21 protein-coding genes are annotated in these 24,468 nt (G+C 52.3%); 15 read left to right on the forward strand and 6 right to left on the reverse strand.

The window, feature by feature from the left end; genetic code table 11:
• Positions 1–12: 12 nt before the first annotated feature.
• The gene (locus M975_RS02265) at positions 13–822 is read right to left on the reverse strand and encodes an SDR family oxidoreductase (RefSeq protein WP_157093318.1); all 810 of its coding nucleotides are present in this window, start codon (positions 820–822) and stop codon (positions 13–15) included.
• A complete protein-coding gene (tesA, locus tag M975_RS02270) occupies positions 812–1,441 on the reverse strand; it encodes a multifunctional acyl-CoA thioesterase I/protease I/lysophospholipase L1 (RefSeq protein WP_064517643.1) in 630 nt (209 codons plus the stop codon). Before tesA ends, M975_RS02265 begins: the two co-directional genes overlap by 11 nt.
• Here tesA and ybbA point away from each other — a divergent pair.
• Both ybbA and ybbP read left to right on the forward strand, forming a co-directional pair.
• On the forward strand, positions 1,409–2,095 hold the full coding sequence (gene ybbA, locus M975_RS02275; protein WP_064557087.1) for a putative ABC transporter ATP-binding protein YbbA: 687 nt from the start codon (positions 1,409–1,411) through the stop codon (positions 2,093–2,095). The genes tesA and ybbA overlap by 33 nt on opposite strands.
• Positions 2,092–4,506 (forward strand): putative ABC transporter permease subunit YbbP, encoded by a 2,415-nt coding sequence (gene ybbP / locus M975_RS02280; RefSeq protein WP_064557088.1) that lies wholly within the window; start codon positions 2,092–2,094, stop codon positions 4,504–4,506. The genes ybbA and ybbP overlap by 4 nt, the downstream gene beginning before the upstream one ends.
• Here ybbP and allS read toward each other — a convergent pair.
• Positions 4,465–5,418: an HTH-type transcriptional activator AllS gene (allS, locus tag M975_RS02285; protein WP_064557089.1), complete on the reverse strand. Its 954-nt coding sequence runs from the start codon at positions 5,416–5,418 to the stop codon at positions 4,465–4,467. The genes ybbP and allS overlap by 42 nt on opposite strands.
• Before the next feature lie 198 nt (positions 5,419–5,616).
• Between allS and allA the strand changes: the two genes are divergently transcribed.
• The 9 genes from allA to glxK all read left to right on the forward strand — a co-directional run bounded on the left by allA (position 5,617) and on the right by glxK (position 16,231).
• A complete protein-coding gene (allA, locus tag M975_RS02290) occupies positions 5,617–6,099 on the forward strand; it encodes an ureidoglycolate lyase (RefSeq protein ID WP_064557090.1) in 483 nt (160 codons plus the stop codon).
• A 125-nt stretch (positions 6,100–6,224) separates the two neighbouring features.
• Positions 6,225–7,043, forward strand: a complete 819-nt coding sequence (gene allR, locus M975_RS02295; protein WP_064557091.1) for an HTH-type transcriptional repressor AllR — start codon at positions 6,225–6,227, stop codon at positions 7,041–7,043.
• Positions 7,044–7,137: 94 nt separating this feature from the next.
• Positions 7,138–8,919, forward strand: coding sequence for a glyoxylate carboligase (gcl, locus tag M975_RS02300; RefSeq protein WP_064557092.1), 1,782 nt, complete (start codon positions 7,138–7,140; stop codon positions 8,917–8,919).
• A gap of 11 nt (positions 8,920–8,930) precedes the next feature.
• Positions 8,931–9,707, forward strand: a complete 777-nt coding sequence (hyi, locus tag M975_RS02305) for a hydroxypyruvate isomerase (RefSeq protein ID WP_064557093.1) — start codon at positions 8,931–8,933, stop codon at positions 9,705–9,707.
• Between the two features lie 88 nt (positions 9,708–9,795).
• Positions 9,796–10,674: a 2-hydroxy-3-oxopropionate reductase gene (gene glxR / locus M975_RS02310; RefSeq protein ID WP_064557094.1), complete on the forward strand. Its 879-nt coding sequence runs from the start codon at positions 9,796–9,798 to the stop codon at positions 10,672–10,674.
• Positions 10,675–10,804: 130 nt separating this feature from the next.
• Entirely contained in the window at positions 10,805–12,268 is a 1,464-nt protein-coding gene (locus M975_RS02315) for an allantoin transporter (RefSeq protein WP_064557095.1), read from the forward strand.
• A 61-nt stretch (positions 12,269–12,329) separates the two neighbouring features.
• Positions 12,330–13,691, forward strand: a complete 1,362-nt coding sequence (gene allB, locus M975_RS02320) for an allantoinase AllB (protein ID WP_064557096.1) — start codon at positions 12,330–12,332, stop codon at positions 13,689–13,691.
• Between the two features lie 66 nt (positions 13,692–13,757).
• A complete protein-coding gene (locus M975_RS02325; RefSeq protein ID WP_064557097.1) occupies positions 13,758–15,059 on the forward strand; it encodes a uracil/xanthine transporter in 1,302 nt (433 codons plus the stop codon).
• 26 nt (positions 15,060–15,085) lie between these two features.
• Complete coding sequence (gene glxK, locus M975_RS02330) at positions 15,086–16,231, forward strand: glycerate 3-kinase (RefSeq protein ID WP_064557098.1); 1,146 nt, start codon at positions 15,086–15,088, stop codon at positions 16,229–16,231.
• Between the two features lie 118 nt (positions 16,232–16,349).
• Here the strand turns inward: glxK and allE are convergent, their stop codons facing one another.
• The 3 genes from allE to allD are packed head-to-tail and all read right to left on the reverse strand — an operon-like array spanning position 16,350 to position 19,446.
• Entirely contained in the window at positions 16,350–17,135 is a 786-nt protein-coding gene (gene allE / locus M975_RS02335; protein WP_064557099.1) for a (S)-ureidoglycine aminohydrolase, read from the reverse strand.
• A 13-nt stretch (positions 17,136–17,148) separates the two neighbouring features.
• Complete coding sequence (gene allC, locus M975_RS02340; protein WP_425338986.1) at positions 17,149–18,381, reverse strand: allantoate deiminase; 1,233 nt, start codon at positions 18,379–18,381, stop codon at positions 17,149–17,151.
• A 15-nt stretch (positions 18,382–18,396) separates the two neighbouring features.
• A complete protein-coding gene (gene allD / locus M975_RS02345; RefSeq protein ID WP_064557101.1) occupies positions 18,397–19,446 on the reverse strand; it encodes an ureidoglycolate dehydrogenase in 1,050 nt (349 codons plus the stop codon).
• 296 nt (positions 19,447–19,742) lie between these two features.
• On the opposite strand from allD, the gene M975_RS02350 reads away from it, so the two are divergent.
• The 4 genes from M975_RS02350 to M975_RS02365 are packed head-to-tail and all read left to right on the forward strand — an operon-like array spanning position 19,743 to position 24,392.
• Positions 19,743–21,404: an acyl-CoA synthetase FdrA gene (locus M975_RS02350; protein WP_064557102.1), complete on the forward strand. Its 1,662-nt coding sequence runs from the start codon at positions 19,743–19,745 to the stop codon at positions 21,402–21,404.
• 9 nt (positions 21,405–21,413) lie between these two features.
• Complete coding sequence (locus tag M975_RS02355; protein ID WP_064557103.1) at positions 21,414–22,673, forward strand: YlbE family protein; 1,260 nt, start codon at positions 21,414–21,416, stop codon at positions 22,671–22,673.
• A 7-nt stretch (positions 22,674–22,680) separates the two neighbouring features.
• Positions 22,681–23,478, forward strand: coding sequence for an oxamate carbamoyltransferase subunit AllH family protein (locus tag M975_RS02360; protein ID WP_064557104.1), 798 nt, complete (start codon positions 22,681–22,683; stop codon positions 23,476–23,478).
• A gap of 11 nt (positions 23,479–23,489) precedes the next feature.
• Complete coding sequence (locus M975_RS02365; RefSeq protein ID WP_064557105.1) at positions 23,490–24,392, forward strand: carbamate kinase; 903 nt, start codon at positions 23,490–23,492, stop codon at positions 24,390–24,392.
• Positions 24,393–24,468 lie beyond the last annotated feature (76 nt).

Raw genomic sequence — 24,468 nt, forward strand, 5'->3', positions numbered from 1 at the left:
CAGGCGCTTCAACTAACCACGTAAAATTTTATCTAACATGCGCCCCGGCAACAGGCGGCGTAACCACGTTAAAGCGTGGGCGACCAGCGTCACCGGATAGCGTAATTTCGGGTGTGAGCTTTCAAAAGCATGGCGCACTTTTTCCACTACCGCTTCCGGCCCGAGCGTAAAGCGAGCGGCAATACCTGGATTTTCTACCGGCTTATCCGCCTGAGTCTGGTTGACGTTTTGTGTGAACTGGGTACGGATGGGGCCAGGCTCAATTAAACTGACTCTAATCCCACTGTGGTGAAGCTCCATACGCAGCGCATCAGACCAGGCTTCCAGGGCATATTTGCTGGCGGCATAAGCGCCACGGCCCGGGGTGGAAACGAGCCCCATTACTGAACTGGTCATCACAATGCGCCCTTCGCGATGCGGCAACATCGCAGGCAGTAACAGCATGGTCAGCTGGTGGGTGCCAAATACGTTGGTCGAAAACTGTTGCTCGAGCTGATCGCGCGAAAGCGTTTGCAGTGGCCCGTAAACACCGTATCCGCCGTTATTAAACAGCCCGTACAGGCGATTCCCGGTCAGTTCGATAACCTGCGCCGCCGCGGTTTGCACGCTTTCAGGCGAGTCGAGATCGAGCAGTACGCCGGTATACCCGGCCTGGTTCATGCGTTCGACATCTTCAGTTTTGCGGCAGGCGGCCAGAACGCGGTAACCCTGTTTTTTTAAATCTTCTGCGCAGGCCAGGCCAATACCGCTGGAACAGCCTGTAATTAAGACGGATTTTTGCATAACTTTACCCGAGAGGTGCCCCGATTGTTCATGAGTCATGTTTAACTAAAGGTGCCAGACGGGAAGACATCCAGTCGGCGATAAACGGTTGAGCATCACTATTCGGATGTATACCGTCATCCTGCATCCATTGCGGTTTCAAATAGACCTCCTCCATAAAAAATGGCAGCAGAGGGATAGAAAACTCTTTGGCAAGTTGCGGATAAATAGCGCTAAACGACTCATTATAACGACGCCCGTAGTTTGCAGGCAGACGTATTTGCATCAGTAATGGTTGAGCGTTTGCCGCTTTCACATCATTGATTATCTGGCGCAGACTTTTCTCGATGGCTTGTGGCTGAAAACCACGCAGACCATCGTTGCCGCCAAGTTCAATTAACACCCAGCGAGGCTGATGCTGTTTCAGCAGCGCCGGTAACCGTGCCAGCCCTTGTGGCGCGGTGTCGCCACTGATACTGGCGTTCACGACTTTGGTATTTTGCTGGTGCCATTTTGCATCCAGTAGCGCAGGCCAGGCCGCTGTTGCCGACATCCGGTAACCGGCGCTCAGGCTATCACCCAGAATCAGCAACGTGTCCGCATGTGCGGCACGAATGGTCAAGAAAGCCAGAAACAGGAAGGGCAAATGCCAGCGGAAAACATTGTTGAAGTTCATCATCTTAGTAAGTCCGTAGGAACGGGGGAACATCAGCTCTCCATCCTTACCGGAGTTGAGCTGGTTGTCAAACAGGCGCAGACCATCGCGCTGATTGGTGAGTCCGGTTCCGGGAAGTCTACACTACTGGCGATTCTCGCAGGGCTTGATGATGGCAGCGAAGGCGAAGTTCACCTGTGCGGCCAACCGCTACACAGCATGGATGAAGAAGCACGAGCGGCACTGCGGGCGAAAAACGTCGGCTTTGTGTTCCAGTCCTTTATGTTAGTACCGACACTCAACGCGCTGGAAAACGTCGAGCTTCCGGCGCTGCTGCGCGGGGAAAACGACGCATCCAGCCGTGCGCAGGCGAAAGCGCTGCTCGAACAGCTTGGTTTGGGCAAACGTCTCGACCACCTTCCGGCGCAGCTTTCCGGCGGCGAACAACAGCGAGTGGCGCTGGCTCGGGCGTTTAACGGGCGGCCGGGCGTGTTATTTGCTGATGAACCCACTGGCAATCTTGACCGCCACACTGGTGACCGCATCGCCGATCTGCTGTTTTCTTTGAACCGTGATTTTGCCACCACGCTCATTCTCGTCACGCATGACGAGCAACTCGCCGCCCGCTGCGACCGCCGCCTGCGTCTGCGTGAAGGTCAATTGTGGGAGGAGGCATGATTGCCCGCTGGTTCTGGCGTGAATGGCGATCGCCATCACTGCTGATTGTCTGGCTGGCGTTGAGCCTGGCGGTTGCATGCGTGCTGGCGTTGGGCAATATCAGCGACCGCATGGAACAAGGGCTAAACCAGCAAAGCCGCGATTTTATGGCGGGCGACCGTGCTCTGCGCAGCGCGCGTGAAGTGCCGCAGGAGTGGCTTGATCAGGCCCGGAAAGATGGCCTGAAAGTCGGCAAGCAGCTGACCTTCGCCACCATGACATTTGCCGGAGATACGCCACAGCTGGCTTCGGTCAAAGCCGTGGATAGCGTTTACCCGATGTACGGCCAGCTCGATACCAACCCGCCGGGGCTAAAACCTGAGCCGGGAAGCGTGCTGCTGGCACCGCGTTTAATGGCGTTGCTCAATCTTAAAGTGGGGGACTCGCTGGATGTGGGCGACACCACATTACGCATTGCCGGGGAAGTGATTCAGGAACCGGACTCGGGTTTTAACCCGTTCCAGATGGCTCCGCGCTTGATGATGAACCTGGCTGATGTGGAAAAAACCGGCGCGGTACAGCCGGGGAGCCGTATCTCATGGCGCTACAAATTTGGCGGCACGCCGCAGCAGCTCGATAAATTTGAACAGTATGTGGTGCCAAAACTCAAGCCAGAGCAGCGCTGGTACGGTATGGAACAAGATGAAGGCGCACTGGGCAAATCCCTTGAGCGTTCGCAACAATTCTTACTGCTCTCCGCACTGCTGACGCTATTACTGGCGGTCGCCGCCGTTGCCGTGGCGATGAACCATTATTGCCGCAGTCGCTACGATTTAGTCGCTATCCTGAAAACGCTCGGGGCAGGGCGCGCGGCGTTGCGTAAGCTGATTATCGGCCAGTGGCTAATGGTGCTGGCGCTCTCAGCCATTACCGGTGGCGTAGCCGGTATGGTGTTTGAAGCGGTGCTGATGCGCCTGCTGAAACCTGTTTTGCCTGCGGCGCTGCCACCTGCAAGTCTCTGGCCGTGGGTGTGGGCTGTCGGTTCAATGGTGGTGATTTCCCTGTTGGTGGGTTTGCGCCCCTATCGCTTACTGCTGGCAACCCAACCGCTGCGCGTTTTACGCCGCGATGCCGTGGCAAACGTCTGGCCGCTGAAAATCTATCTGCCAATAATCAGTATGGTGGTGGTCGGTCTTTTAGCCTTGCTGATGGGCGGTAGCACGCTGCTGTGGGCGGTGCTGGCGGGTACGGTGGTTCTGGCGGTGCTGTGCGGCATTGTTGGCTGGGGTGTGCTGAAACTGCTGAAAAAGCTGACGTTGAAAAACCTTGCGCTGCGCCTGGCGGTGAACCGCTTGCTGCGCCAGCCGTGGGTGACCTTAAGCCAACTGGCGGCGTTCTCGCTGTCGTTTATGTTGCTGGCATTACTGCTGGTGTTACGTGGCGATTTGCTCGACCGCTGGCAACAGCAATTACCCCCGGAAAGCCCGAACTATTTCCTGCTAAACATTGCCACTGAGCAGGTTCAGCCCGTGAAAGAGTTTTTGGCCGATCACCAGATTATCCCTGAATCGTTCTACCCGATTGTGCGCGTGCGCATGACGGCGATTAACGGTAAATCCACCGAAGGGAACCCGGACGAAGCGTTAAACCGTGAGCTGAACCTGACGTGGCAAAGCCAGAAGCCAGCGCATAATCCCATTCTAGCGGGCTCGTGGCCGCCGAAAGCGGGCGAAGTGTCGATGGATGAAGGCGTGGCAAAACGTCTGAAGATTAAACTAGGCGATACCGTGACCTTTATGGGCGACACCCAGGATTTCTCAGCGAAAGTGTCCAGTATGCGTAAAGTCGACTGGGAAAGCCTGCGTCCTAATTTCTATTTTATCTTCCCGCCGGGTGCGCTGGATAACCAGCCGCAAAGCTGGCTAACCAGTTTCCATCTCGATGGAAAAAACAGCGTGCTCACGCAGCTAAACCGCGAATTTCCGACCGTCAGTTTGCTGGATATTGGCGCGATACTGCGCCAGGTTAGCCAGGTCCTGGAGCAGGTGAGCCGGGCACTGGAAGTGATGGTGGTGCTGGTTACGGCTTGTGGCGTGTTGCTGCTGTTAGCCCAGGTTCAGGTCGGTATGCGCCAGCGCCATCAGGAACTGGTGGTGTACCGCACGCTGGGAGCCGGAAAGCGCCTGCTGCGCACCACGCTTTGGTGTGAGTTTGCCGTGTTGGGTCTGGTTTCCGGGCTGGTTGCCGCAATTGGCGCTGAAACCGCGCTCGGCCTGCTGCAAACCCGCGTGTTTGATTTCCCATGGGAGCCAGACTGGCGGTTGTGGGTGATTTTGCCGGTGAGCGGTGCGGTGCTGCTGTCGGTTTGTGGCGGTTGGCTGGGTGTGCGCTTATTGAAAGGTAAGGCGCTGTTCCGCCAGTTTGTTGCCTGAGTTTAAAGGCGTCAGGAAACCCTTAATGGTGCTGGCGTTGTCCTCAAACAGACGGACAATTTCCAGCGCCGCTTTCCCGGCCTGCGCGTGATGCCAGGCAAGACTCAGCGGGGAAGGCGGGCGCATCGCTGGAATGGTGCGCGTCACCAGTTCGCCGCTATCGAGATAGCGCTGGCACAGCTTTCTGGGCAAAAATCCAATTCCCACTCCCGCCACGTGCGCGGCAATTTTAGTGCTCAAATCTGAAACCTGAATCTCTTTTTGCCCGGTCAGTCGCCATGCCACGCGTTTGGTGATGTGACGGGCGCTGTCTTCAATATTAATCGCCGGATACTGACGCAGTTTTGCCTCGTTTAACGCCCCCGTTTCCAGCGCTAACGGGTGGTGCGCTGCCAGTACAAACACCCAGTCGATTTCCCCAAGCGGCAGCAGGCTGATGGTTTCGGACAGCGTTTCCGTTCCTGACACGCCAATCGCCAGCGAAAAATCGCCGTGCAATAGCGCATCCCAGACACCCATATAAATCTGGCGAGAAAGGGTGAATTGCGTCAGTGGGAAACGCGCCACTAAATGTGCAAGCAGAGTAGCAATCGCCGCAGGTTCATACAGTAAGTTATTGATAACAATATTGACCTGCCGTTCCACGCCATCATTGATTTGCTTCAGCTCGCCGGGCATGGCATCGAGCCACGCCAACCATTCTTTCGAACGCTCCAGTAAATGAACGCCCGCCGCGGTCAGCAGAACGCTGCGCGTCGTGCGCTGAAACAGGGGTACACCCGTACTTTCCTCAAGCAACTTAATGCGATAGCTGATCGTCGCCGTAGTTTTGTGTAATCGCTCGGCCGCTTTAGAAAAGCTGGCGGTTTCGGCCACGGTGAGAAAGGTGCGGATGGTTTCCTGGTCAAGCATTTTCAGGCCTTTATATATCAATGATTTTTAATGATATTTGCATATTTGCCTTATAAATGATGTGGTATAAATCTCATTATTGGAAAAATATTCCAATTTAATATTGCATCAAAAGAGGTTTAGGTTTTAGATTGCTCTCAGCGGTGTCATTTTGATCACTCGAAATGGCAAAAGGATCAACAGGAGCAGGAACACGGAATGAAACTCAAGTTGTTACCTCTGACTCAAGAGGCTTTTGCGCCTTATGGTGACGTTATCGGAACCGAAGGAAAGGAATTTTTCCATATCAATAACGGGCAAACCGAGCGTTACCACGATTTGGCGTTGGTTGAGATCCTCCAGCAGGATCGTGCGCTCGTCAGCATTAACCGCGCCCAGCCGCTGGAAATGCCAATCACCGTCACGCAGCTCGAACGCCATCCACTCGGCTCGCAGGCGTTTATTCCCCTTAACGGCGAGCGTTTTATTGTGGTCGTCGCACTAGGTGACGAGCAGCCAGACCCTGAAACCATGCTCGGGTTTATCACCAATGGCCGCCAGGGCGTGAACTACCATCGCAACGTCTGGCATCACCCGTTGTTTGCCTGGCAGAAAGTGACAGACTTTTTAACGGTGGATCGCGGCGGCAGCGATAATTGCGATTTGGTGAACGTCGCGCCAAAAGAGCTGGTGTTGAGCTGATTGTTTTAGGTTTTTTTTAGGATAAATCCCGTGACGCTTCAAAGTATCTTTCATAAGATGGCGCGTTTAATTCATTGACGTAGCACGCTTCCCGTAGTGTTTCAGGGGTGGGAGATAATAGAAGAATGACTGAACTAAGACGTCGCGGACGGCCAAGTCAGCCGGAGTCCAGCTCGCAGAAAGGCGCGCAGGCACTGGAACGAGGCATCGCCATTTTGCAGTATCTGGCGCAGGCGGGTGGCAGCTCTTCGGTTACTGATATCGCCGAAAACCTCGAACTGCCGCTATCCACCACTTTTCGCTTACTTAAAGTGCTGGAGAATGCCGATTTTATCTATCAGGACAGCCAGTTAGGCTGGTGGCATATCGGTCTTGGCGTGTTTAACGTCGGTTCGGCCTATATCCACAACCGGGATGTGTTATCCGTTGCGGCACCTTTCATGCGCCGCCTGATGGTGCATTCAGGGGAGACGGTCAACGTTGCGATTCGTAACGGTGGCGAAGCGGTGCTGATTGGCCAACTTGAATGCCAGTCGATGGTGCGCATGTGTGCGCCACTGGGCAGCCGTCTGCCGCTTCATGCGTCCGGGGCGGGTAAAGCATTGCTCTATCCGCTGATGGAAGATGAGCTGATGGACTTGATAGTGAAAACCGGGCTGAAGAGCTTTACGTCGGGAACCCTTGCAGACCTGCATCAGCTTAAGAAGGACTTGCAGCTTTCTAGTGACCGTGGATATGTCATTGATAAAGAAGAGCATGTGCAGGGGCTAAATTGCATCGCCTCACCGATATACGACAGTACCGGCAACGTGGTAGCGGCCATTTCTATCTCTGGCCCAAGCTCCCGGTTAACGCCGGAAAGATTTTTAAACCTGGGCGAATTAGTTCGCGATACGGCAACTGATATTAGTGCGGCGCTGGGTCTGAATACTCCGGCACGCTAGAAACAAAATTCCCGTCAGTCTATGTGCGGGATTTTTTTGAACTTACTTTAAGTTGGAAAAAGTTTCCAACATTGAAATAAAAAGGAAAAGACCCATGGCCAGAATGAAAGCCGTTGATGCGGCAATGTATGTACTGGAAAAAGAAGGTGTGAATACCGCGTTTGGCGTACCGGGTGCGGCGATTAACCCATTCTATTCGGCAATGCGTCAGCATGGCGGCATTCGCCATGTCCTTGCTCGCCATGTTGAAGGGGCATCCCATATGGCGGAAGGGTATACCCGCGCTAAAGCCGGTAATATCGGCGTATGCCTCGGTACTTCAGGCCCGGCGGGTACGGATATGATTACCGCACTTTATTCCGCATCTGCTGACTCAATTCCCATTCTTTGCATTACCGGCCAGGCTCCGCGTGCGCGTTTGCACAAAGAGGATTTCCAGGCGGTGGATATCGAATCTATCGCCAAGCCTGTCACCAAAATGGCCGTCACGGTTCTGGAACCTGCGCTGGTGCCACGTGTATTGCAACAGGCGTTCCACTTAATGCGTTCTGGTCGCCCAGGCCCGGTGCTGGTGGACTTACCGTTTGACGTGCAGGTAGCGGAAATCGAATTTGATCCGGATATGTATGAGCCTTTGCCGGTCTACAAACCTGAAGCTTCGCGCAAGCAAATCGTCAAAGCACTTGAGATGTTGATGCAGGCCGAACGCCCGGTTATCGTTTCTGGTGGTGGCGTTATCAACGCGGATGCGGCGGCATTGTTGCAACGTTTTGCGGAGATTACCCAGGTTCCGGTGATTCCTACGCTGATGGGTTGGGGCACGATTCCGGACGATCACGAACTGATGGCGGGCATGGTTGGGCTGCAAACCGCGCACCGTTATGGCAACGCTACCCTGCTGGCTTCTGACATGGTGTTTGGTATCGGCAACCGCTTTGCGAACCGTCACACCGGCTCGGTTGATAAGTACACCGCCGGTCGCAAAATCGTGCATATCGACATTGAGCCAACGCAAATTGGCCGCGTGTTATGCCCGGATCTCGGCATTGTTTCTGACGCAAAAGCGGCTCTCACCTTGTTGGTCGACGTCGCAGAAGAGCTGAAAAAAGCAGGGCGCTTACCGGATCGCAAAGCATGGATTGCCGATTGTCAGCAGCGCAAACGTACTCTGCTGCGCAAAACTCACTTCGACAATGTGCCGGTCAAACCGCAGCGCGTTTACGAAGAGATGAACAAAGCCTTTGGCCGCGAGGCGTGCTACGTCACCACCATCGGCCTGTCGCAAATTGCTGCGGCGCAAATGCTGCACGTTTTCCACGATCGCCACTGGATTAATGCCGGGCAGGCAGGTCCGCTGGGTTGGACAATTCCGGCCGCGCTCGGTGTTTGTGTCGCCGATCCAAAACGTAGTGTCGTTGCACTTTCCGGCGATTACGACTTCCAGTTCTTAATTGAAGAGTTGGCTGTCGGGGCGCAATTCAATATTCCATATATCCACGTTGTGGTGAATAACGCCTATTTAGGTCTTATTCGCCAGTCACAGCGCGCCTTCGATATGGATTATTGCGTCCAGTTAGCCTTCGAAAATATTAACTCTGAAGAAGTTAATGGATACGGTGTTGACCACGTCAAAGTCGCTGAAGGTTTAGGTTGTAAAGCGATTCGCGTATTTAAACCGGAAGATATTGCTCCGGCATTTGAGCAAGCAAAAGAGTTAATGGCGAAATACAGCGTGCCAGTCGTGGTGGAAGTTATTCTTGAGCGTGTCACCAATATTTCAATGGGAAGCGAGTTGGATAACGTTAATGAATTTGAAGCCACTGCTGAAAGTGCCGCGGACGCACCGACTGAAACCTGCTTTATGAAATATGAATAACGGAGAATATCATGCTACGTTTTTCGGCTAATTTATCGATGCTGTTTCTGGAATATGATTTTCTTGACCGTTTTGAACGCGCCGCTGCGGCAGGGTTTAAAGCGGTAGAGTTTATGTTCCCGTATGGATACAGCGTTGCGGTGTTGCAGGAAAAGTTAAAATCTAACGGACTTGAACACACGCTACATAACTTACCGGCGGGTGACTGGGATAAAGGCGAGCGTGGTATTGCTTGTATTCCTGGGCGTGAAGAAGAGTTTCGCAGCGGTGTACAAGCTGCAATCTTGTATGCCAAAGCGCTGGGCAACAGCAAAATCAATTGCCTGGTCGGGAAAACACCAGCAGGGGTAAGTGCTGAAAAAGTCCGCGAGACTCTGGTTGAAAATCTGCGTTACGCGGGGAGCGAACTGGCAAAAGAAGGCATTCTGTTGGTGATTGAACCGCTCAATCATTTCGATATGCCCGGCTTTTACCTCACTGGCACCCAGCAGGCTATCGACCTGATTGATGAAATTGGCTGCGACAACATCCGTGTGCAATATGACATTTATCATATGCAACGGATGGAAGGAGAATTAGCCAATACGTTAACGGGGAAATTAGCCAGAATTGGCCATATCCAGTTAGCAGATAATCCTGGGCGTGGTGAGCCAGGAACCGGTGAAATTAATTATGATTATCTCTTCTCGCTAATTAATAAATTAGATTATGACGGTTGGGTGGGTTGTGAATATAAACCGAAAACCACCACCGAAGAAGGGATGTCCTGGATTAATCAGTACCGTTAATCCTAATTAAATAAACAGGCAATAAAAATATGCCCACTTTTGTGGCAGGGACACTTATTGCCTGAAATAACCTGTAAGGAATGAAACAATGAATCTTGGTTTTATTGGTCTGGGTATTATGGGCACGCCGATGGCACAGCGCCTGGCGCAGGGGGGGCATAAGCTTCGTGTCTGCACGATCGGCCCTGTCTCAGACAAACTCTATTCATTAGGGGCTGAAAACTGCGAAACGGCGCGCAACGTAACAGAAAAATCAGACATCATCTTTATCATGGTGCCAGATACACCGCAGGTCGAAGAGGTGCTGTTTGGGCCTGAAGGTTGTGCGCAGGCTTCACTGAAGGGCAAAACCATTGTTGATATGAGTTCAATTTCGCCTATCGAAACCAAACGCTTTGCTCAAAAGGTGATTGAACGCGGCGGCGAATACCTTGATGCACCGGTTTCCGGCGGCGAGGTGGGAGCTAAAGAAGGCACGCTTTCAATCATGGTGGGTGGCAATCCAGAAGTGTTTGAACGTGTGCAGCCGTTGTTTGAAGTGATGGGCAAAAACATTACGTTGGTGGGTGGGAATGGCGACGGTCAAACCTGCAAAGTGGCAAACCAGATTATTGTGGCGTTAAACATTGAAGCGGTTTCTGAAGCCTTATTGTTTGCCTCTAAAGCCGGAGCTGACCCTGCACGCGTTCGCCAGGCATTAATGGGTGGATTTGCGTCTTCACGTATTCTCGAAGTTCACGGTGAGCGCATGATCAAACGGACGTTTGCGCCTGGTTTTAAAATTGCCCTACACCAGAAAGATTTAAATCTGGCGCTACAAAGTGCCAAAGCCCTGGCGATTACATTGCCAAATACAGCCACCTGCCAGGAGTTATTTAATACCTGTGCGGCGAATGGCGGTAGCCAGCTAGACCATTCTGCATTAATTCAGTCGTTGGAATTAATGGCGAATCACAAAATTTCCTGATTATTGAAATAAAAGCACTGCGCACAAAGAGGCGCAGTGCTAATAGAGTTAACTTTTTCTTTTTGTTTTATTTGTGTTTCCGAAAAGCTAAGCCCATAGCGTTGTTATTACGTGATTAGTAGAGGGATATATGGAAAGACAGGAACAGCAGCAAAGAGAGTTTTATCGGGCCAGGGGCTATAGCGACGATCTTCTTCCAAAAGAAAAAGAGAAACAAACCTGGAAAGCATTTAACTATTTTACCCTATGGATGGGGTCAGTTCATAATGTTCCAAATTATGTCATGGTCGGCGGCTTCTTTATATTAGGGTTGTCCACATTAAGTATTATGTTGGCAATTATTCTGAGCGCGTTTTTTATTGCTTTTGTCATGGTAATGAACGGTGCGGCAGGAACCAAATACGGCGTGCCGTTTGCCATGATTTTACGTGCTTCCTATGGCGTGCGCGGTTCACTATTCCCCGGCATTTTACGTGGTGGGATTGCAGCTATTATGTGGTTCGGCCTGCAATGCTATGCCGGTTCGCTCGCCTTCTTAATTCTGATTGGCAAAATCTGGCCAGGCTTCCTCTCCCTCGGCGGCGATTTCAATATCCTGGGTCTTAATTTGCCGGGCCTGATTGCCTTCCTGTTCTTCTGGGCAATCAACGTCGCCATTGGTTTTGGTGGTGGTGGAGTGCTCAATAAATTCACTGCGGTTCTCAACCCTTGTATTTACATCGTCTTCGGCGGCATGGCTATCTGGGCTATTTCCCTGGTGGGGATTCAACCTATTCTGGACTACGTCCCGGCAGGTGTTCAGAAAGCAGAAAATAGTGGCTTCCTGTTCCTGGTGGTGATTAACGCCGTAGTGGCGGTCTGGGCGGCCCCGGCAGTCAGTGCCTCTGACTTTACCCAGAATGCGCAAAGCTTCCGTCAGCAGGCACTAGGGCAAACTTTAGGGTTATTGGTGGCCTACATTCTGTTTGCGGTGGCAGGTGTGTGTATTATCGCTGGGGCCAGTATTCACTACGGCGTAGACACGTGGAACGTGCTGGATATCGTGCAGAAGTGGGACAGCCTGTTTGCTTCATTCTTCGCGGTGTTAGTGATTCTGATGACCACGATTTCAACCAATGCCACGGGTAATATCATCCCTGCGGGATACCAGATTGCGGCCATTGCTCCGACCAAACTGACTTATAAAAACGGTGTGCTCATTGCCAGTATTATCAGCCTGCTGATTTGCCCATGGAAATTAATGGAAAACCAAAGCAGCATCTATTTATTCCTCGATATCATCGGTGGAATGTTAGGGCCGGTCATCGGCGTGATGATGGCACATTACTTTATTGTGATGCGTTCGCAAATTGACCTGGATACTTTATATACCAAAGCCGGTGATTATAAGTTTTACGATAACGGTTTTAACGTCACGGCGTTCTCTGTCACTTTAATTGCGGTTGTGCTTTCGTTAGGCGGGAAATTTATTCCGCTACTTGAGCCGCTGTCGCGTGTGTCATGGTTTGTTGGTGTGATTACCGCATTCGTTTTATATGTTCTGCTTAAAAAACGCGATGCACCAGGAGTCTCTACCGAGCATAAAGCTGCTTGATATAAATATAACGTCTTACCCCTGTACTTAATAAAAATACGTACCCTTACAAGGAGAAGTTATGTCTTACGATCTGATTATTAAAAACGGCACCGTCATTTTAGACAACGAAGCATTAGTGACCGATATTGCAGTTAAAGACGGCAAAATAGCCGCCATCGGGAATGGTCTGAACGGCGCAGCGAAGGTGATGGATGCTACCGGTCTGATAGTTGCACCTGGCATGGTCGATGCTCACACCCACATTTCCGAGCCAGGCCGCAGCCATTGGGAAGGCTACGCCACTGGCACACGTGCTGCGGCTAAAGGCGGCATCACCACGATGATCGAAATGCCGCTCAACCAGCTCCCTGCTACGGTTGACCGCGCCAGCATTGAAATGAAATTCGATGCCGCCGCAGGCAAATTGACCATTGATGCCGCGCAGCTCGGCGGTCTTGTTTCTTACAACATCGACCGTCTGCATGAATTGGACGAAGTCGGCGTGGTGGGCTTCAAATGCTTCGTCGCTACCTGTGGCGATCGTGGTATCGACAACGACTTCCGCGACGTGAACGACTTCCAGTTCTTTAAAGGCGCTCAGAAGCTCGGAAAATTGGGTCAGCCAGTGTTAGTGCACTGCGAAAACGCGCTGATTTGTGACGAACTGGGTGATGAAGCGAAACGCGAAGGCCGTGTGACGGCACATGACTATGTGGCCTCACGTCCGGTCTTCACCGAAGTCGAAGCCATTCGCCGTATTTTGTACCTGGCAAAAGTTGCCGGTTGCCGCCTGCACGTTTGCCACGTCAGCAGCCCGGAAGGCGTGGCTGAAGTGACTCGCGCACGTCAGGAAGGCCAGGACGTCACCTGCGAATCCTGCCCGCATTACTTCGTGCTCGATACCGATCAGTTTGAAGAAATCGGCACCCTGGCAAAATGCTCACCACCAATCCGCGATGCCGAAAACCAGAAAGGGATGTGGGAAAAGCTGTTCAACGGTGAAATCGATTGTCTGGTTTCGGACCACTCTCCATGCCCGCCAGATATGAAGGCCGGCAATATAATGCAGGCGTGGGGCGGTATTGCTGGCCTGCAAAGCTGTATGGATGTGATGTTTGATGAAGCGGTGCAAAAGCGTGGCATGTCACTGCCTATGTTCGGCAAGCTGATGTCTGGCAACGCGGCGGATATTTTTGGTCTGAAACACAAAGGACATATCGCGCCAGGTAAAGATGCGGATCTGGTCTTTATCCAGCCTAACTCTTCTTATGTGCTGAAAAACGAAGATCTGGAATATCGCCACAAAGTCAGCCCATACGTGGGGCGTACTATCGGTGCTCGTATCCTGAAAACCATTCTGCGTGGTGAGGTGATTTACGACATCGAAAGCGGCTTTGGTGCTAAACCAATCGGCCAGTTCATTCTGAAACACCAGCAGTAATTTTTATCCTGCGGCTGCGCTCGTGAATACGGGGGCAGCCTTTTTTCCGTTTTGTAGGGTGAGATTATGAGTGCTGTACGTCTTAGCCGGGACACCTGGCTGTCTGGTTTTCAATGGTTCTTTTTTATCTTCTGCAATACGGTGGTGATCCCACCGACGCTGCAATCCGCGTTTCATCTCACTCCCGCCACGACATTTGTGCTGACGCAATATTCGTTTTTGACCACCGCGCTGGCTTGTCTGCTTCAGGCTTTTTTTGGCCATCGTCGTGCATTGATGGAAGGACCGGGTGGCCTGTGGTGGGGGACGATTTTAACCCTCACGCTTGCAGAATCTGCACAGGGAACCTCGCTTGCCTCAATTGGCGGTAGTCTCGCGTTGGGGATTGCGCTGGCGGGCGTTCTGACGATGGTGATTGGTTTTAGCGGGCTTGGACCGTGGCTTGCCAGGTTGTTTCGCCCGGCAGTGATGATTGTATTTATGTTTTTACTCGGCGCGCAGCTCACCACCATCTTCTTTAAAGGCATGCTTGGATTACCGTTTGGAGCAGTGAGCGGGCCTGTTGAGCTTAACGGCGCTGCATTCTCACTGGCCGTTGCGGTGGTCATTTTTATCGTCGCGTTCATCGTTATTCTTCCCCAACGTATTGGGAAGTTTGCCGTTTTGCTCGGCACCGTGTTGGGCTGGATACTCTACGTTTGCTGGTTTGGCTCCCCACATTCGCTGGAGCAAAACCCGAGCTGGCAATGGTTCCCGCTGGGTCATTCGCTGGATATCAAACCTGGTATTGTCATTACCGCCGTGCTCACGGGTCTGGTGAATATTTCCAATACCTTCGGTGCGATTCGCGCAAGCGACACGTTTTATGGCAACACGCCTGCCTCACATGCCCTTTATCGACGCAGTTTTATTATCTCCGGCTCCGTCACCGTTGTCGGCGCGCCGCTAGGGGTGATCCCTTTTTCGCCGTTCGTTTCCTCCATTGGCCTGATAACCCAAACCCAGGATGCCACACGTCGGGCGTTTGTCATCGGAAGCCTGTTGTTTCTGTTGATTGGTATTTTTCCTCCGTTGACGCGTTTTTTCTGCGCCATTCCTTTGACCATCAGCAGCGCCGTGATGTTGGTGGCTTATTTGCCGCTGCTGTGGTCGTCGCTTCTGTTTGTGAACCTGACCGCGCTTAACTCGCGCAACATTTATCGCATCGCTATTCCGCTGTTCTGCGGCGTGTTTTTGATGGGCGTTCCGGGCGCTTATTTGCAGCAGCTTCCGCTATTGGTGCGCCCGTTACTCAGCAACGGCCTGTTGATGGGCGTGCTGCTTGCTGTGGCGCTGGAAAACCTCTTCCCCTGGGATCGCGTGAAATAACGCCCCACATTGTTAAGGAATAAATAATGAAAATTGTGATTGCACCGGATTCATTTAAAGAGAGCCTGAGCGCGGAACGCACGGCGCAGGCAATTAAAAAGGGTTTTGAAGAGATATTCCCTGATGCGCAATATGTCTGCCTGCCCATCGCCGACGGCGGGGAAGGGACGGTAGAAGCGATGATTGCAGCCACTCGCGGCAAACTTGTGACGCTGACCGTGACCGGGCCAATGAGCCAACCCGTTAAGGCATTCTATGGCGTCACCGGGGACGGGCGCACGGCAGTGATTGAGATGGCGGCGGCCAGTGGGTTAATGTTGGTAGAACCCGAATTGCGTAACCCGATGTCGGCCACCAGTTTCGGCACCGGGGAGCTTATCAAACACGCGCTTGATACGGGTATCCGCCACATTATTCTCGGCATCGGCGGCAGCGCGACGGTTGACGGCGGTATCGGCATGGCGCAGGCGTTAGGCGTGCATTTTTACGATGCCGATGGCAACGAACTGGCTGCGGGTGGTGGCGCGTTGAATTCACTTTCCCACATCGACCAACAGCAAATCGACCCACGAGTTAAAGAGTGCCACTTTGAAATCGCCTGCGACGTGGATAACCCACTCACCGGGCCGCGAGGGGCGTCTGCGGTCTTCGGCCCACAAAAAGGGGCGACGCCGGAAATGGTCATCCAGCTTGATAATGGCCTGGCAAAACTTGCTGCTATTCTGGGCGCGCAAACCGGCTGCGACATTAACGCGATTGTCGGCGGTGGTGCGGCTGGGGGCATGGGCGTTGCTGCAGAGATTTTCCTCGGCGGCCAACTGAAACCGGGCATCGACATCATCATGCATGCCGTCAATCTTGAACAGGTACTTGAAGGTGCTGATTTGGTGATCACCGGCGAAGGGCGCATCGACAGCCAGACCGTCGGCGGCAAGGCGCCAATCGGGGTTGCGCGAGTGGCTCAACGCATCGGTGTACCCGTTATCGGCATGGCCGGTGTACTTGGGGAAGGTGTAGAAGTGGTGCACCAGCATGGTATCGACGCCGTCTTCAGCATCCTCCCGCGCCTTGCTCCGCTTGCCACCGTGTTATTGCAGGGGGAGATTAACCTGCAACATTGCGCACGGAATATCGCTCAGGCGATGAAGTTGGGGCAGGCAATTCCGGCATAAAAAAAGGCCACGGTATTATCCGTGGCCAAACCGACAAGCTAAGAAAAATCATATAAAATCAGTTTTTCGTAGGTCGGATAAGCGCAGCGTCATCCGCCATTCAAATCCGACAAAAACCTTAAATCTCTACATCGCGGTTACAGTCTTTTGAATAGATATAGCTAAATGCTTCACCGCGCCCGACGCCGTAACCCGCCTGCAATGAATAAGCGCCCATGAAAATATAATCGCCTTGTTTGACCGGGATCCATTCGTTATCGAGGTTATATACACCTTGGCCGCTGAGAATATAAGCACCGTGTTCCTGAACGTGAGTTTCGATATAACCGTGAGATGCGCCCGGAGCAAATGACAGAATGTGCATGTTCATATCGAAGCCGAGATCTTTTGGCAGCAGATCCTGCAAAATCACATCGCTCATACCTTCATATTCAATACGCTCAAGCTGATTCACATTCCCGCTGACGACATGAGCCTGATGCCCTGCGGTTGGGATATAGCGGCGTTTATATAAAAACAGGCGACTGTCCTGCGTGTGATTATTAACAAAGGTCATCACGGTATCTGCCGGGCAATACAAATAACCCCCTTGCGTCAGCGTGAAACTCTGTTCGCCAGCGCGGGCTTTGATCGCGCCGTCGATAACATAAACAAAGGTTTCAACGCCGTCGCCTCCAAAGCCGATATTATTCCCGCCATCCTGATGTAGCGTCACCAGGTAATCGACGAATGTCGCACCCAGTTTAGGCGTTGATAAAATGGTTACGTCGCAGTTTTCAAAACCGGGAATAATATTTTTCACCAAACCGTCGGGCGTAATTAACGCATAGTTGCCACGTTTAATAATGGATCGCGAAGCCAGTAAATCACTGATGTAACCCGTGTTGTTATTAAGATAACCCATTTCTTTTTCTTCCTTATTCTTTATAAGCCAGTTCGTAAAGCATTAACGCCAGGGTTTTCACCCCTGCGGCCAGATCTTTTATATGTGTTGCTTCTGCGGGGTTATGGCTAATACCACCAATGCTCGGCATGAAAATTAAACAGGTCGGTACCTGTGGGGCGAAAATTTGTGAATCGTGCCCGGCTCCGCTGTGCATCAGGCGATAATTCAGCTTTTCGGACTGGCAAATAGTTTCCAGTTTATCCACCAAATACGTATCCATTGGCACCGGGGCTTCGTCCATCCACAAATCAATATCAATACCGATATTCATCTCATCACAAATACGGCGCATATCGGCCTCAATTTCCGTGGTAAAGGCTTTGAGCAGGGCGGCATCGGTATGGCGGCAATCAATGGTGAAACAGGTTTTTCCCGGCACTACGTTCACGGTATTGGGCTGCGGTTCCACTTTGCCGAAGGTCAGCACCAGCGGGTCGCCCATCGCTCGCGCTTTGGCAATGCTCTCGCAGCAGATGCGGCTGAACGCGTGAACCGTGTCGCGGCGATAACTCATCGGCGTGCTGCCCGCGTGGTTTGACTCACCGCTCAACATCACGGTGTAGCGACGCTGACCGACAATCGCGGTAACCACACCAATCTCTTGCTGATGAGTTTCGAGAATACGCCCTTGCTCAATATGCAATTCCACAAAGGTTTTGATATCAGTCCGTGGTTTTAGCGGGGCGGCGGCGAGGGTGAAGCCGCATTCATTCATCGCCTGGGCGAAAGCAATACCTTTGGCGTCTGAAATGTGGCGCACATCTTCAGGGTCAGCCTGGCCGAAGATATTTTTACTGCCCCAGAAAACATAAGGAAAACGGCTGCCTTCTTCTTCAGCTAGTGCCACCATTTCTAGCGTACGCAATGGTGCACCGTAAGTTTTATTCAGCCAGCGAATCGCAAGCCATGCCGCTAGTGCGCCGAATTGCCCGTCGAGATTGCCGCCGTTAACCACGGAATCAATATGCGAGCCACTCAGAACAACCTCATTGGGATAACGCTTGCCTGTCACGCGGCCATATAAATTGCCGACTTTGTCAAAGCGAGTCTCGAGGCCATCTTGTTGCATCCGCGTTTTAAACTGCCGCTGCGTTTCCAGCCATTGTTGTGAATACAGTAAACGCGTTAATCCACCATCAGGCGCGGCACCGAATGAAGAAAGCCAGGGTAAGGTTTCTTCGATATCAGATTGAAAAGAATACATGATGAATATCCTTAATTATTGCGCGAAAGGATTTTTAGTTTCATAAGAGCGGGTATATAACGCATCGGAAACTAAATAGTCATAAATATCATCGACGATTTCGACTCCCTCGCGCTCGGTAGTTTTCTCATAAATATCCAGATTCTGCCCAGGATAATAAACTTGAGAAAAACCAGGTGCGGGATTAATAGCATTTAATTGCTGCATCGTCTGGCTAATGGCGTTGCGGAAATAATCACTGCCGCCAAAATAGTCTGGGTTGATAACGATATGTAATTGACCAAGATTGCGGCCAGCACTTAAATCGTCGTACATTGAGCTCACCTGTTTGCCAAACGGCAAGCCGAGCAAAATGCCGGACAGCACATCAATCATCATCATCAGCCCGTAGCCTTTCGGCCCGGCGGCGGGTAGCAACGCATGAACCGCGAAAGGATCCGTGGTCGGCTGACCATTTTTATCTACCGCCCAGCTATCTGGAATTGGTGTATTGCGCGCCCGCGCATCGAGAATTTTTCCCCATGCCTGCACTGTGGTCGCCATATCAAAGGTGACGATGTCGCCATTTTCACCCGGAGCGGCAAAGGCTAATGGGTTGGTTCCGTAATAGATTTCTGCACCCCCAAATGGCACCACCATCGGGTCGGACTGGCAAACCGAAACGCCTACCATGCCTGCTTTTGCAGCTTGTTGCACAAAGTACGAAAGCGCACCGCTATGGCCCATGCTGCGGATCCCCACGACCGCGACACCATTTTCCTGTGCCATCTTAATCGCGTGTTCCATACCGAGTTTGGCCATCACCTGGCCTGCGCCGTTATCCCCATGCAAAAGAGCGGAACAAGGGCCAGTTTGTTCAAATCGTATGTCTGGATTGCAGTTTGTGCCGCCCTGCGAAATGCGCTGCGCATAATATTCCACACGCACTGCTCCATGAGAATGAATCCCGCGAGCATCGGCATAAACCAGCACTTCGGCTACGGTCGCTGCATGTTCTTCCTTGAGCCCAGCCACAGATAATTTGGTTGTAATTAACTGCTGGAGTGTTTCCCGACTGATTTTCATCTGCCTTCCTTCTGTTACGGATAGAGCTTTATTTTGCGGATAACATACCTGTTGGCTTGATAAAAATTGTGATCTGCATGGGTATATTTCTATTGTTAGAATTAATTTGATGATAGCGGTGTTTTCTGTAACTAATTTCTATTAATGGCTTTTTAGTGAAATATTAAATAATCCCTGCGCCACTGTTTGAATAAGTTTGCTAATAAATTTGTTGTGATATTTGTCACCTTAATTAAAGGGTTGAAGAAATAACCTGCAGGCCATTCAACAGGCTTTTCGGTGATGAGGAATTATCAATGATTCACGCCTTTATTAAGAAAGGATGTTTTCAGGACTCGGTCAGCTTAATGCTTATATCTCGTAAGCTGAGCGAAACCGAAGGTGTCGATGATGTTTCGGTAATGATGGGCACGCCTGCTAATAAGACGCTGCTCGAAAACACAGGCTTCTGGCATACAGATTTTGCCGGGGCAACGCCTAACGATATTTGTGTGGCCATTCGCAGTGAGAATGAAGATGCCGCGATTGTGCAACTCATTTGCCAGCAACTTGACGCAGCGCTTGAAGGCGTCGGGCAGGCGGGTGGCAATGGGCAAAAACTGGTGCAGGCAAGGCGTTGGGAAAGTGCCTGCCAGAAGCTGCCAAACGCTAACCTGGCGCTAATTTCCATTGCCGGGGAGTATGCGGCACAGCTCGCAAACCAGGTGCTGGACAGTGACAAGAACGTGATGATTTTCTCCGATAACGTCACGCTTGAAGATGAAATTGCCCTGAAAACCAAAGCCCGTGAAAAAGGCCTGATTGTGATGGGGCCGGACTGCGGCACCACGATTGTGGCAGGCACTCCGCTCGCATTTGCCAACGTGATGCCACTGGGCAATATCGGTGTGATTGGCGCATCCGGTACCGGGATTCAGGAACTGATTTCGCAAATCGCATTGGGCGGTGAAGGTATCACCCATGCTTTAGGTCTTGGCGGGCGTGATTTATCGGCTCAGGTTGGCGGAATTAGTGCATTAACTGCATTAGAGATGCTCAGTGCTGATGCACAAAGTCAGGTATTGGCGTTTGTCTCAAAACCTCCAGCCGAAGGGGTGCGTACTAAAGTGATCGCCGCGATGCAAGCGCAAAGCAAACCGGTAGTGGCCTTGTTCCTTGGTCATAAATCAGCAATTAGGCGCGACGGTAATATCTGGTTTGCCGACACTATCGATGAAGCTGCGCGAATAGCCTGCCTGCTTGCCAATGTTGAACGTGAGCGCTCACTTTCTCCAAACGTGGTTGGCGGCAAAATCAGTGGTCTGTTTACTGGTGGTACGCTGGCGGCGGAAACCGCCATGTTACTGGCAGAACAACTTGGTGTTGAAGCGGACGATACCCATCATCATGGCACCATGCTGGATGCAGACGGCCATCGCGTTATCGATCTGGGTGATGATTTTTATACCGTTGGTAAGCCGCATCCAATGATTGACCCTTCCACGCGTAATCAAATGATTAAAGATCTGGCAAACCAGCCGCAGGTCAGCGTGTTGCTGCTCGACGTAGTGATTGGTTACGGCGCACAAGAAGATCCTGCTGGCACTCTGGCCGAGGCTATTTCTACGCTCAAAGCCAAACGCACCACGCCTTTATCCATTATCGCCACCGTCACCGGGACCGAACAAGACCCGCAATGCCGTTTGAAACAACGCGCGATTTTGCGTGAGGCGGGCGTTGTGGTGATGGACACCCTGCCGCAAGCCACGTTGTTGGCCAGTTTACTAATCCAGTGCGCACCTGTTTCCATCGCTGAATCCGCACCTTCGCTGCTGGATGGCGTGGCGGTGATCAACGCCGGATTACGCAGTTTTGCTGTGGATTTACAAGCTACCGTTACGCCGGTGGTGCATTTTCAGTGGGCGCCAGTTGCCGGTGGCAATCCCCATCTGGCCTGTTTATTAGCTCGTTTACAGTAAGAGGTTGATATGACTACATCTGTGGCGCAAGCCAACACCGCAGTGATTGAACGTATTCGCAAAGCCCGTCCGCACTGGCTGGATGTCAAACCTGCGGGTTCGCTGATTAGCGTGTTAAGCCGTGGAATGACGTTATTGCATGCAGGCCCGCCAATGGCTTGGGAAAACATGACTGGTCCGATGAAAGGTGCCTGCATTGGTGCATGTCTGTTCGAAGGCTGGGCGAAAGATGAGGCGCAGGCGCTGCAATTACTGGCGGGTGGAGATGTTACTTTTGTGCCTTGCCACCACGTTAATGCCGTTGGCCCGATGGGCGGGATCACCTCGGCGCACATGCCGATGCTGGTGGTGGAAAATATCACTGACGGCAACCGTGCCTACTGCAACCTCAACGAAGGTATCGGTAAAGTGATGCGTTTTGGCGCTTACGGTGAAGATGTGCAGGCGCGCCATCGCTGGATGCGTGATGTGCTGGCTCCGGTATTGAGCGCCGCACTTTCGCACATGGAACGAGGAATTGACCTGACCGCCATGATGGCGCAGGGCATCACGATGGGCGATGAGTTTCACCAGCGTAATATCGCCACTTCAGCTCTGCTGATGCGCACGCTGGCGCCGCACATTATTCGCCTGAATCACGATAAAGCCGAGCTTGCGCAAGTGATGGATTTCTTGAGCGTTACCGACCAGTTCTTCCTCAACCTGGCGATGGCGTATTGCAAAGCTGCAATGGATGCGGGTGCGGAAATAAAAGCGGGCAGCATTGTGACGGCGATGACGCGCAACGGGCATGAGTTTGGCATCCGCGTCAGCGGGCTGGGCGACCGCTGGTTCACGGCTCCCGTCAATACGCCTCAGGGGTTGTTCTTCACCGGTTATTCCCAGGAGCAGGCCAACCCGGATATGGGCGATAGCGCCATTACCGAAACCTTCGGCATTGGTGGTGCAGCCATGATTGCCGCACCGGGCGTGACGCGCTTTGTCGGCGCTGGTGGAATGGACGCCGCGCAAACCGTTTCTGAAGAGATGGCGGAGATTTTCCTCGAACGCAATATGCAGCTCACTATTCCAGGTTGGGATTTCCAGGGCGCGTGTCTAGGTCTGGATATTCGCCGCATCGTCGAAACTGGGATTACACCGCTGATTAATACCGGCATCGCTCATAAAGAAGCGGGGGTTGGGCAAATCGGTGCGGGTACGGTACGTGCACCACTGGCCTGTTTTGAGCAGGCGCTAGAAGCACTGGCCGCTGCGATGAACGTTGCCTGAAACGACGATGATTAACGTACAAGCCAGTAGTCTGCATGCTCCATATCACCTTGATAACTGGCAGGTGGCGGGGGTTTATACCCGCGCCATCAATCTGGCAGGGCAGTCAGGGAATTTGTTGACCTTGCAGCGAGCAGGAAACGGCATCAGCCCGATGAGCTGGATTTTGCGCCACCAGGATTTTGACCGTTTACGGGAAAAATTGCTCTCAGGCTGTACGGTGGAAGTCAATCCTTATGGCCTTATGTTTGGCAAATTGCAAGTTCACGCGCCGCAAAGACGCTATTCATTGCGCTTGCCGCTAACAAACAGCCCCCGACAGCTTGCGCCTGAATATCTCAATCGAGGCGAGGAAACGGGACTTTACGGGCCGCTGTATGCGGCAATTTCCCAACCGTTAGATAAGCAGTTACTCAAGTTGTCGCGGTTGTTTCGTCAATCGCTTCGCGGGCGAAAAGTGGACTGGTCGGGTCATTTGGGAAAAGGGCCGGGGCTAACGCCCACTCATGATGATTTGCTGGTGGGAATGTTACTGGCTGCAAGGCTCAACGGCAGGCAGACGGATGATCATTTTTTTGCGGCCTCCGGCAGTCTGCGCGCCGCCACCACCACGGTTAGCGTGGCCTATTTAGAGTACGCCGCCCGGGGCATTTTCTCCTCGCCGCTACTACATTTTGCTTACGCCCTGATCAACAACGAGCGCCAACAGATTGCGCTGGAAAAACTTTTGTCCCTTGGCCATACCTCCGGTGCGGATACGTTACTGGGGTTCTGGTTGGGGCAACAGGCTATCCGATTATTATAAAAGGATTCGTTATGAAAACTCTGGTCGTCGCCCTTGGCGGCAACGCATTGCTGCAGCGCGGGGAAGCGCTGACGGTCGATAATCAGTACCGTAACATTGATAAAGTGGCTGCCACACTCGGGCAATTAGCCAAAAAGTATCGCCTGGCGTTAGTGCATGGCAATGGCCCTCAAGTGGGTCTACTGGCGTTACAAAATATGGCTTATCAGGAAGTGGCACCGTATCCGCTAGATGTGCTGGTAGCAGAAAGCCAGGGGATGATTGGCTATATGCTGGCACAACGGCTGGCTCAAAAAGCGGACTCACCACCCGTGACCACGGTACTAACACGCATGATGGTGGACCGTAATGATCCGGCGTTTGAAAGTCCTGAGAAGTTTATTGGCCCGGTGTATGACCCCGCACAGCAGGCTCAGCTCGAAAGCCAGTATGGCTGGGTGATGAAAGCCGATGGCCGTTATTTGCGCCGTGTTGTTCCATCGCCCGCACCAATAAAAATCGTCGACAGCGAGGCCATTGAACTCCTGCTGCAAAATAATCACATCGTGATTTGTAGCGGTGGTGGCGGTGTAGCGATGGTGGAAGGCGAAGCGGGTGCTCAGGGTGTGGACGCGGTCATTGATAAAGACTTGTCCGCCGCGTTGTTAGCTCAGCAAATTGGTGCCGATGGGTTGGTGATTCTGACCGATGCTGATGCGGTTTATCAGCACTGGGGCACGCCAGAGCAGTGCGCCATTCGCCACGCCACACCGGATGAGCTGGCACCGTTTGCCAAATCTGATGGTTCGATGGGGCCAAAAGTGGCTGCGGTCAGCGATTTTGTTCGTAGACTGGGTAAACCCGCTTACATTGGGGCGTTACATCAGATTGATGAGATCCTTGCGGGCAAAGCGGGGACCTGTATCTCGATGTGATTTTTGTGGCGGATATCGCTAATGTATGACCGGTCACATAGGTTACAGATCAGACCGGCCACACAGGTAACACATT

The organism is Buttiauxella brennerae ATCC 51605 (genome assembly GCF_001654925.1).
Classification (GTDB): domain Bacteria; phylum Pseudomonadota; class Gammaproteobacteria; order Enterobacterales; family Enterobacteriaceae; genus Buttiauxella; species Buttiauxella brennerae.

Coding starts and splice junctions, on each gene's coding strand:
- M975_RS02265 (WP_157093318.1), bottom strand. CDS start 822: ATGACTCATGAACAATCGGGGCACCTCTCGGGTAAAGTTATGCAAAAA.
- ybbA (WP_064557087.1), top strand. CDS start 1,409: ATGCCAGCGGAAAACATTGTTGAAGTTCATCATCTTAGTAAGTCCGTA.
- tesA (WP_064517643.1), bottom strand. CDS start 1,441: ATGATGAACTTCAACAATGTTTTCCGCTGGCATTTGCCCTTCCTGTTT.
- ybbP (WP_064557088.1), top strand. CDS start 2,092: ATGATTGCCCGCTGGTTCTGGCGTGAATGGCGATCGCCATCACTGCTG.
- allS (WP_064557089.1), bottom strand. CDS start 5,418: ATGCTTGACCAGGAAACCATCCGCACCTTTCTCACCGTGGCCGAAACC.
- allA (WP_064557090.1), top strand. CDS start 5,617: ATGAAACTCAAGTTGTTACCTCTGACTCAAGAGGCTTTTGCGCCTTAT.
- allR (WP_064557091.1), top strand. CDS start 6,225: ATGACTGAACTAAGACGTCGCGGACGGCCAAGTCAGCCGGAGTCCAGC.
- gcl (WP_064557092.1), top strand. CDS start 7,138: ATGGCCAGAATGAAAGCCGTTGATGCGGCAATGTATGTACTGGAAAAA.
- hyi (WP_064557093.1), top strand. CDS start 8,931: ATGCTACGTTTTTCGGCTAATTTATCGATGCTGTTTCTGGAATATGAT.
- glxR (WP_064557094.1), top strand. CDS start 9,796: ATGAATCTTGGTTTTATTGGTCTGGGTATTATGGGCACGCCGATGGCA.
- M975_RS02315 (WP_064557095.1), top strand. CDS start 10,805: ATGGAAAGACAGGAACAGCAGCAAAGAGAGTTTTATCGGGCCAGGGGC.
- allB (WP_064557096.1), top strand. CDS start 12,330: ATGTCTTACGATCTGATTATTAAAAACGGCACCGTCATTTTAGACAAC.
- M975_RS02325 (WP_064557097.1), top strand. CDS start 13,758: ATGAGTGCTGTACGTCTTAGCCGGGACACCTGGCTGTCTGGTTTTCAA.
- glxK (WP_064557098.1), top strand. CDS start 15,086: ATGAAAATTGTGATTGCACCGGATTCATTTAAAGAGAGCCTGAGCGCG.
- allE (WP_064557099.1), bottom strand. CDS start 17,135: ATGGGTTATCTTAATAACAACACGGGTTACATCAGTGATTTACTGGCT.
- allC (WP_425338986.1), bottom strand. CDS start 18,381: ATGTATTCTTTTCAATCTGATATCGAAGAAACCTTACCCTGGCTTTCT.
- allD (WP_064557101.1), bottom strand. CDS start 19,446: ATGAAAATCAGTCGGGAAACACTCCAGCAGTTAATTACAACCAAATTA.
- M975_RS02350 (WP_064557102.1), top strand. CDS start 19,743: ATGATTCACGCCTTTATTAAGAAAGGATGTTTTCAGGACTCGGTCAGC.
- M975_RS02355 (WP_064557103.1), top strand. CDS start 21,414: ATGACTACATCTGTGGCGCAAGCCAACACCGCAGTGATTGAACGTATT.
- M975_RS02360 (WP_064557104.1), top strand. CDS start 22,681: ATGATTAACGTACAAGCCAGTAGTCTGCATGCTCCATATCACCTTGAT.
- M975_RS02365 (WP_064557105.1), top strand. CDS start 23,490: ATGAAAACTCTGGTCGTCGCCCTTGGCGGCAACGCATTGCTGCAGCGC.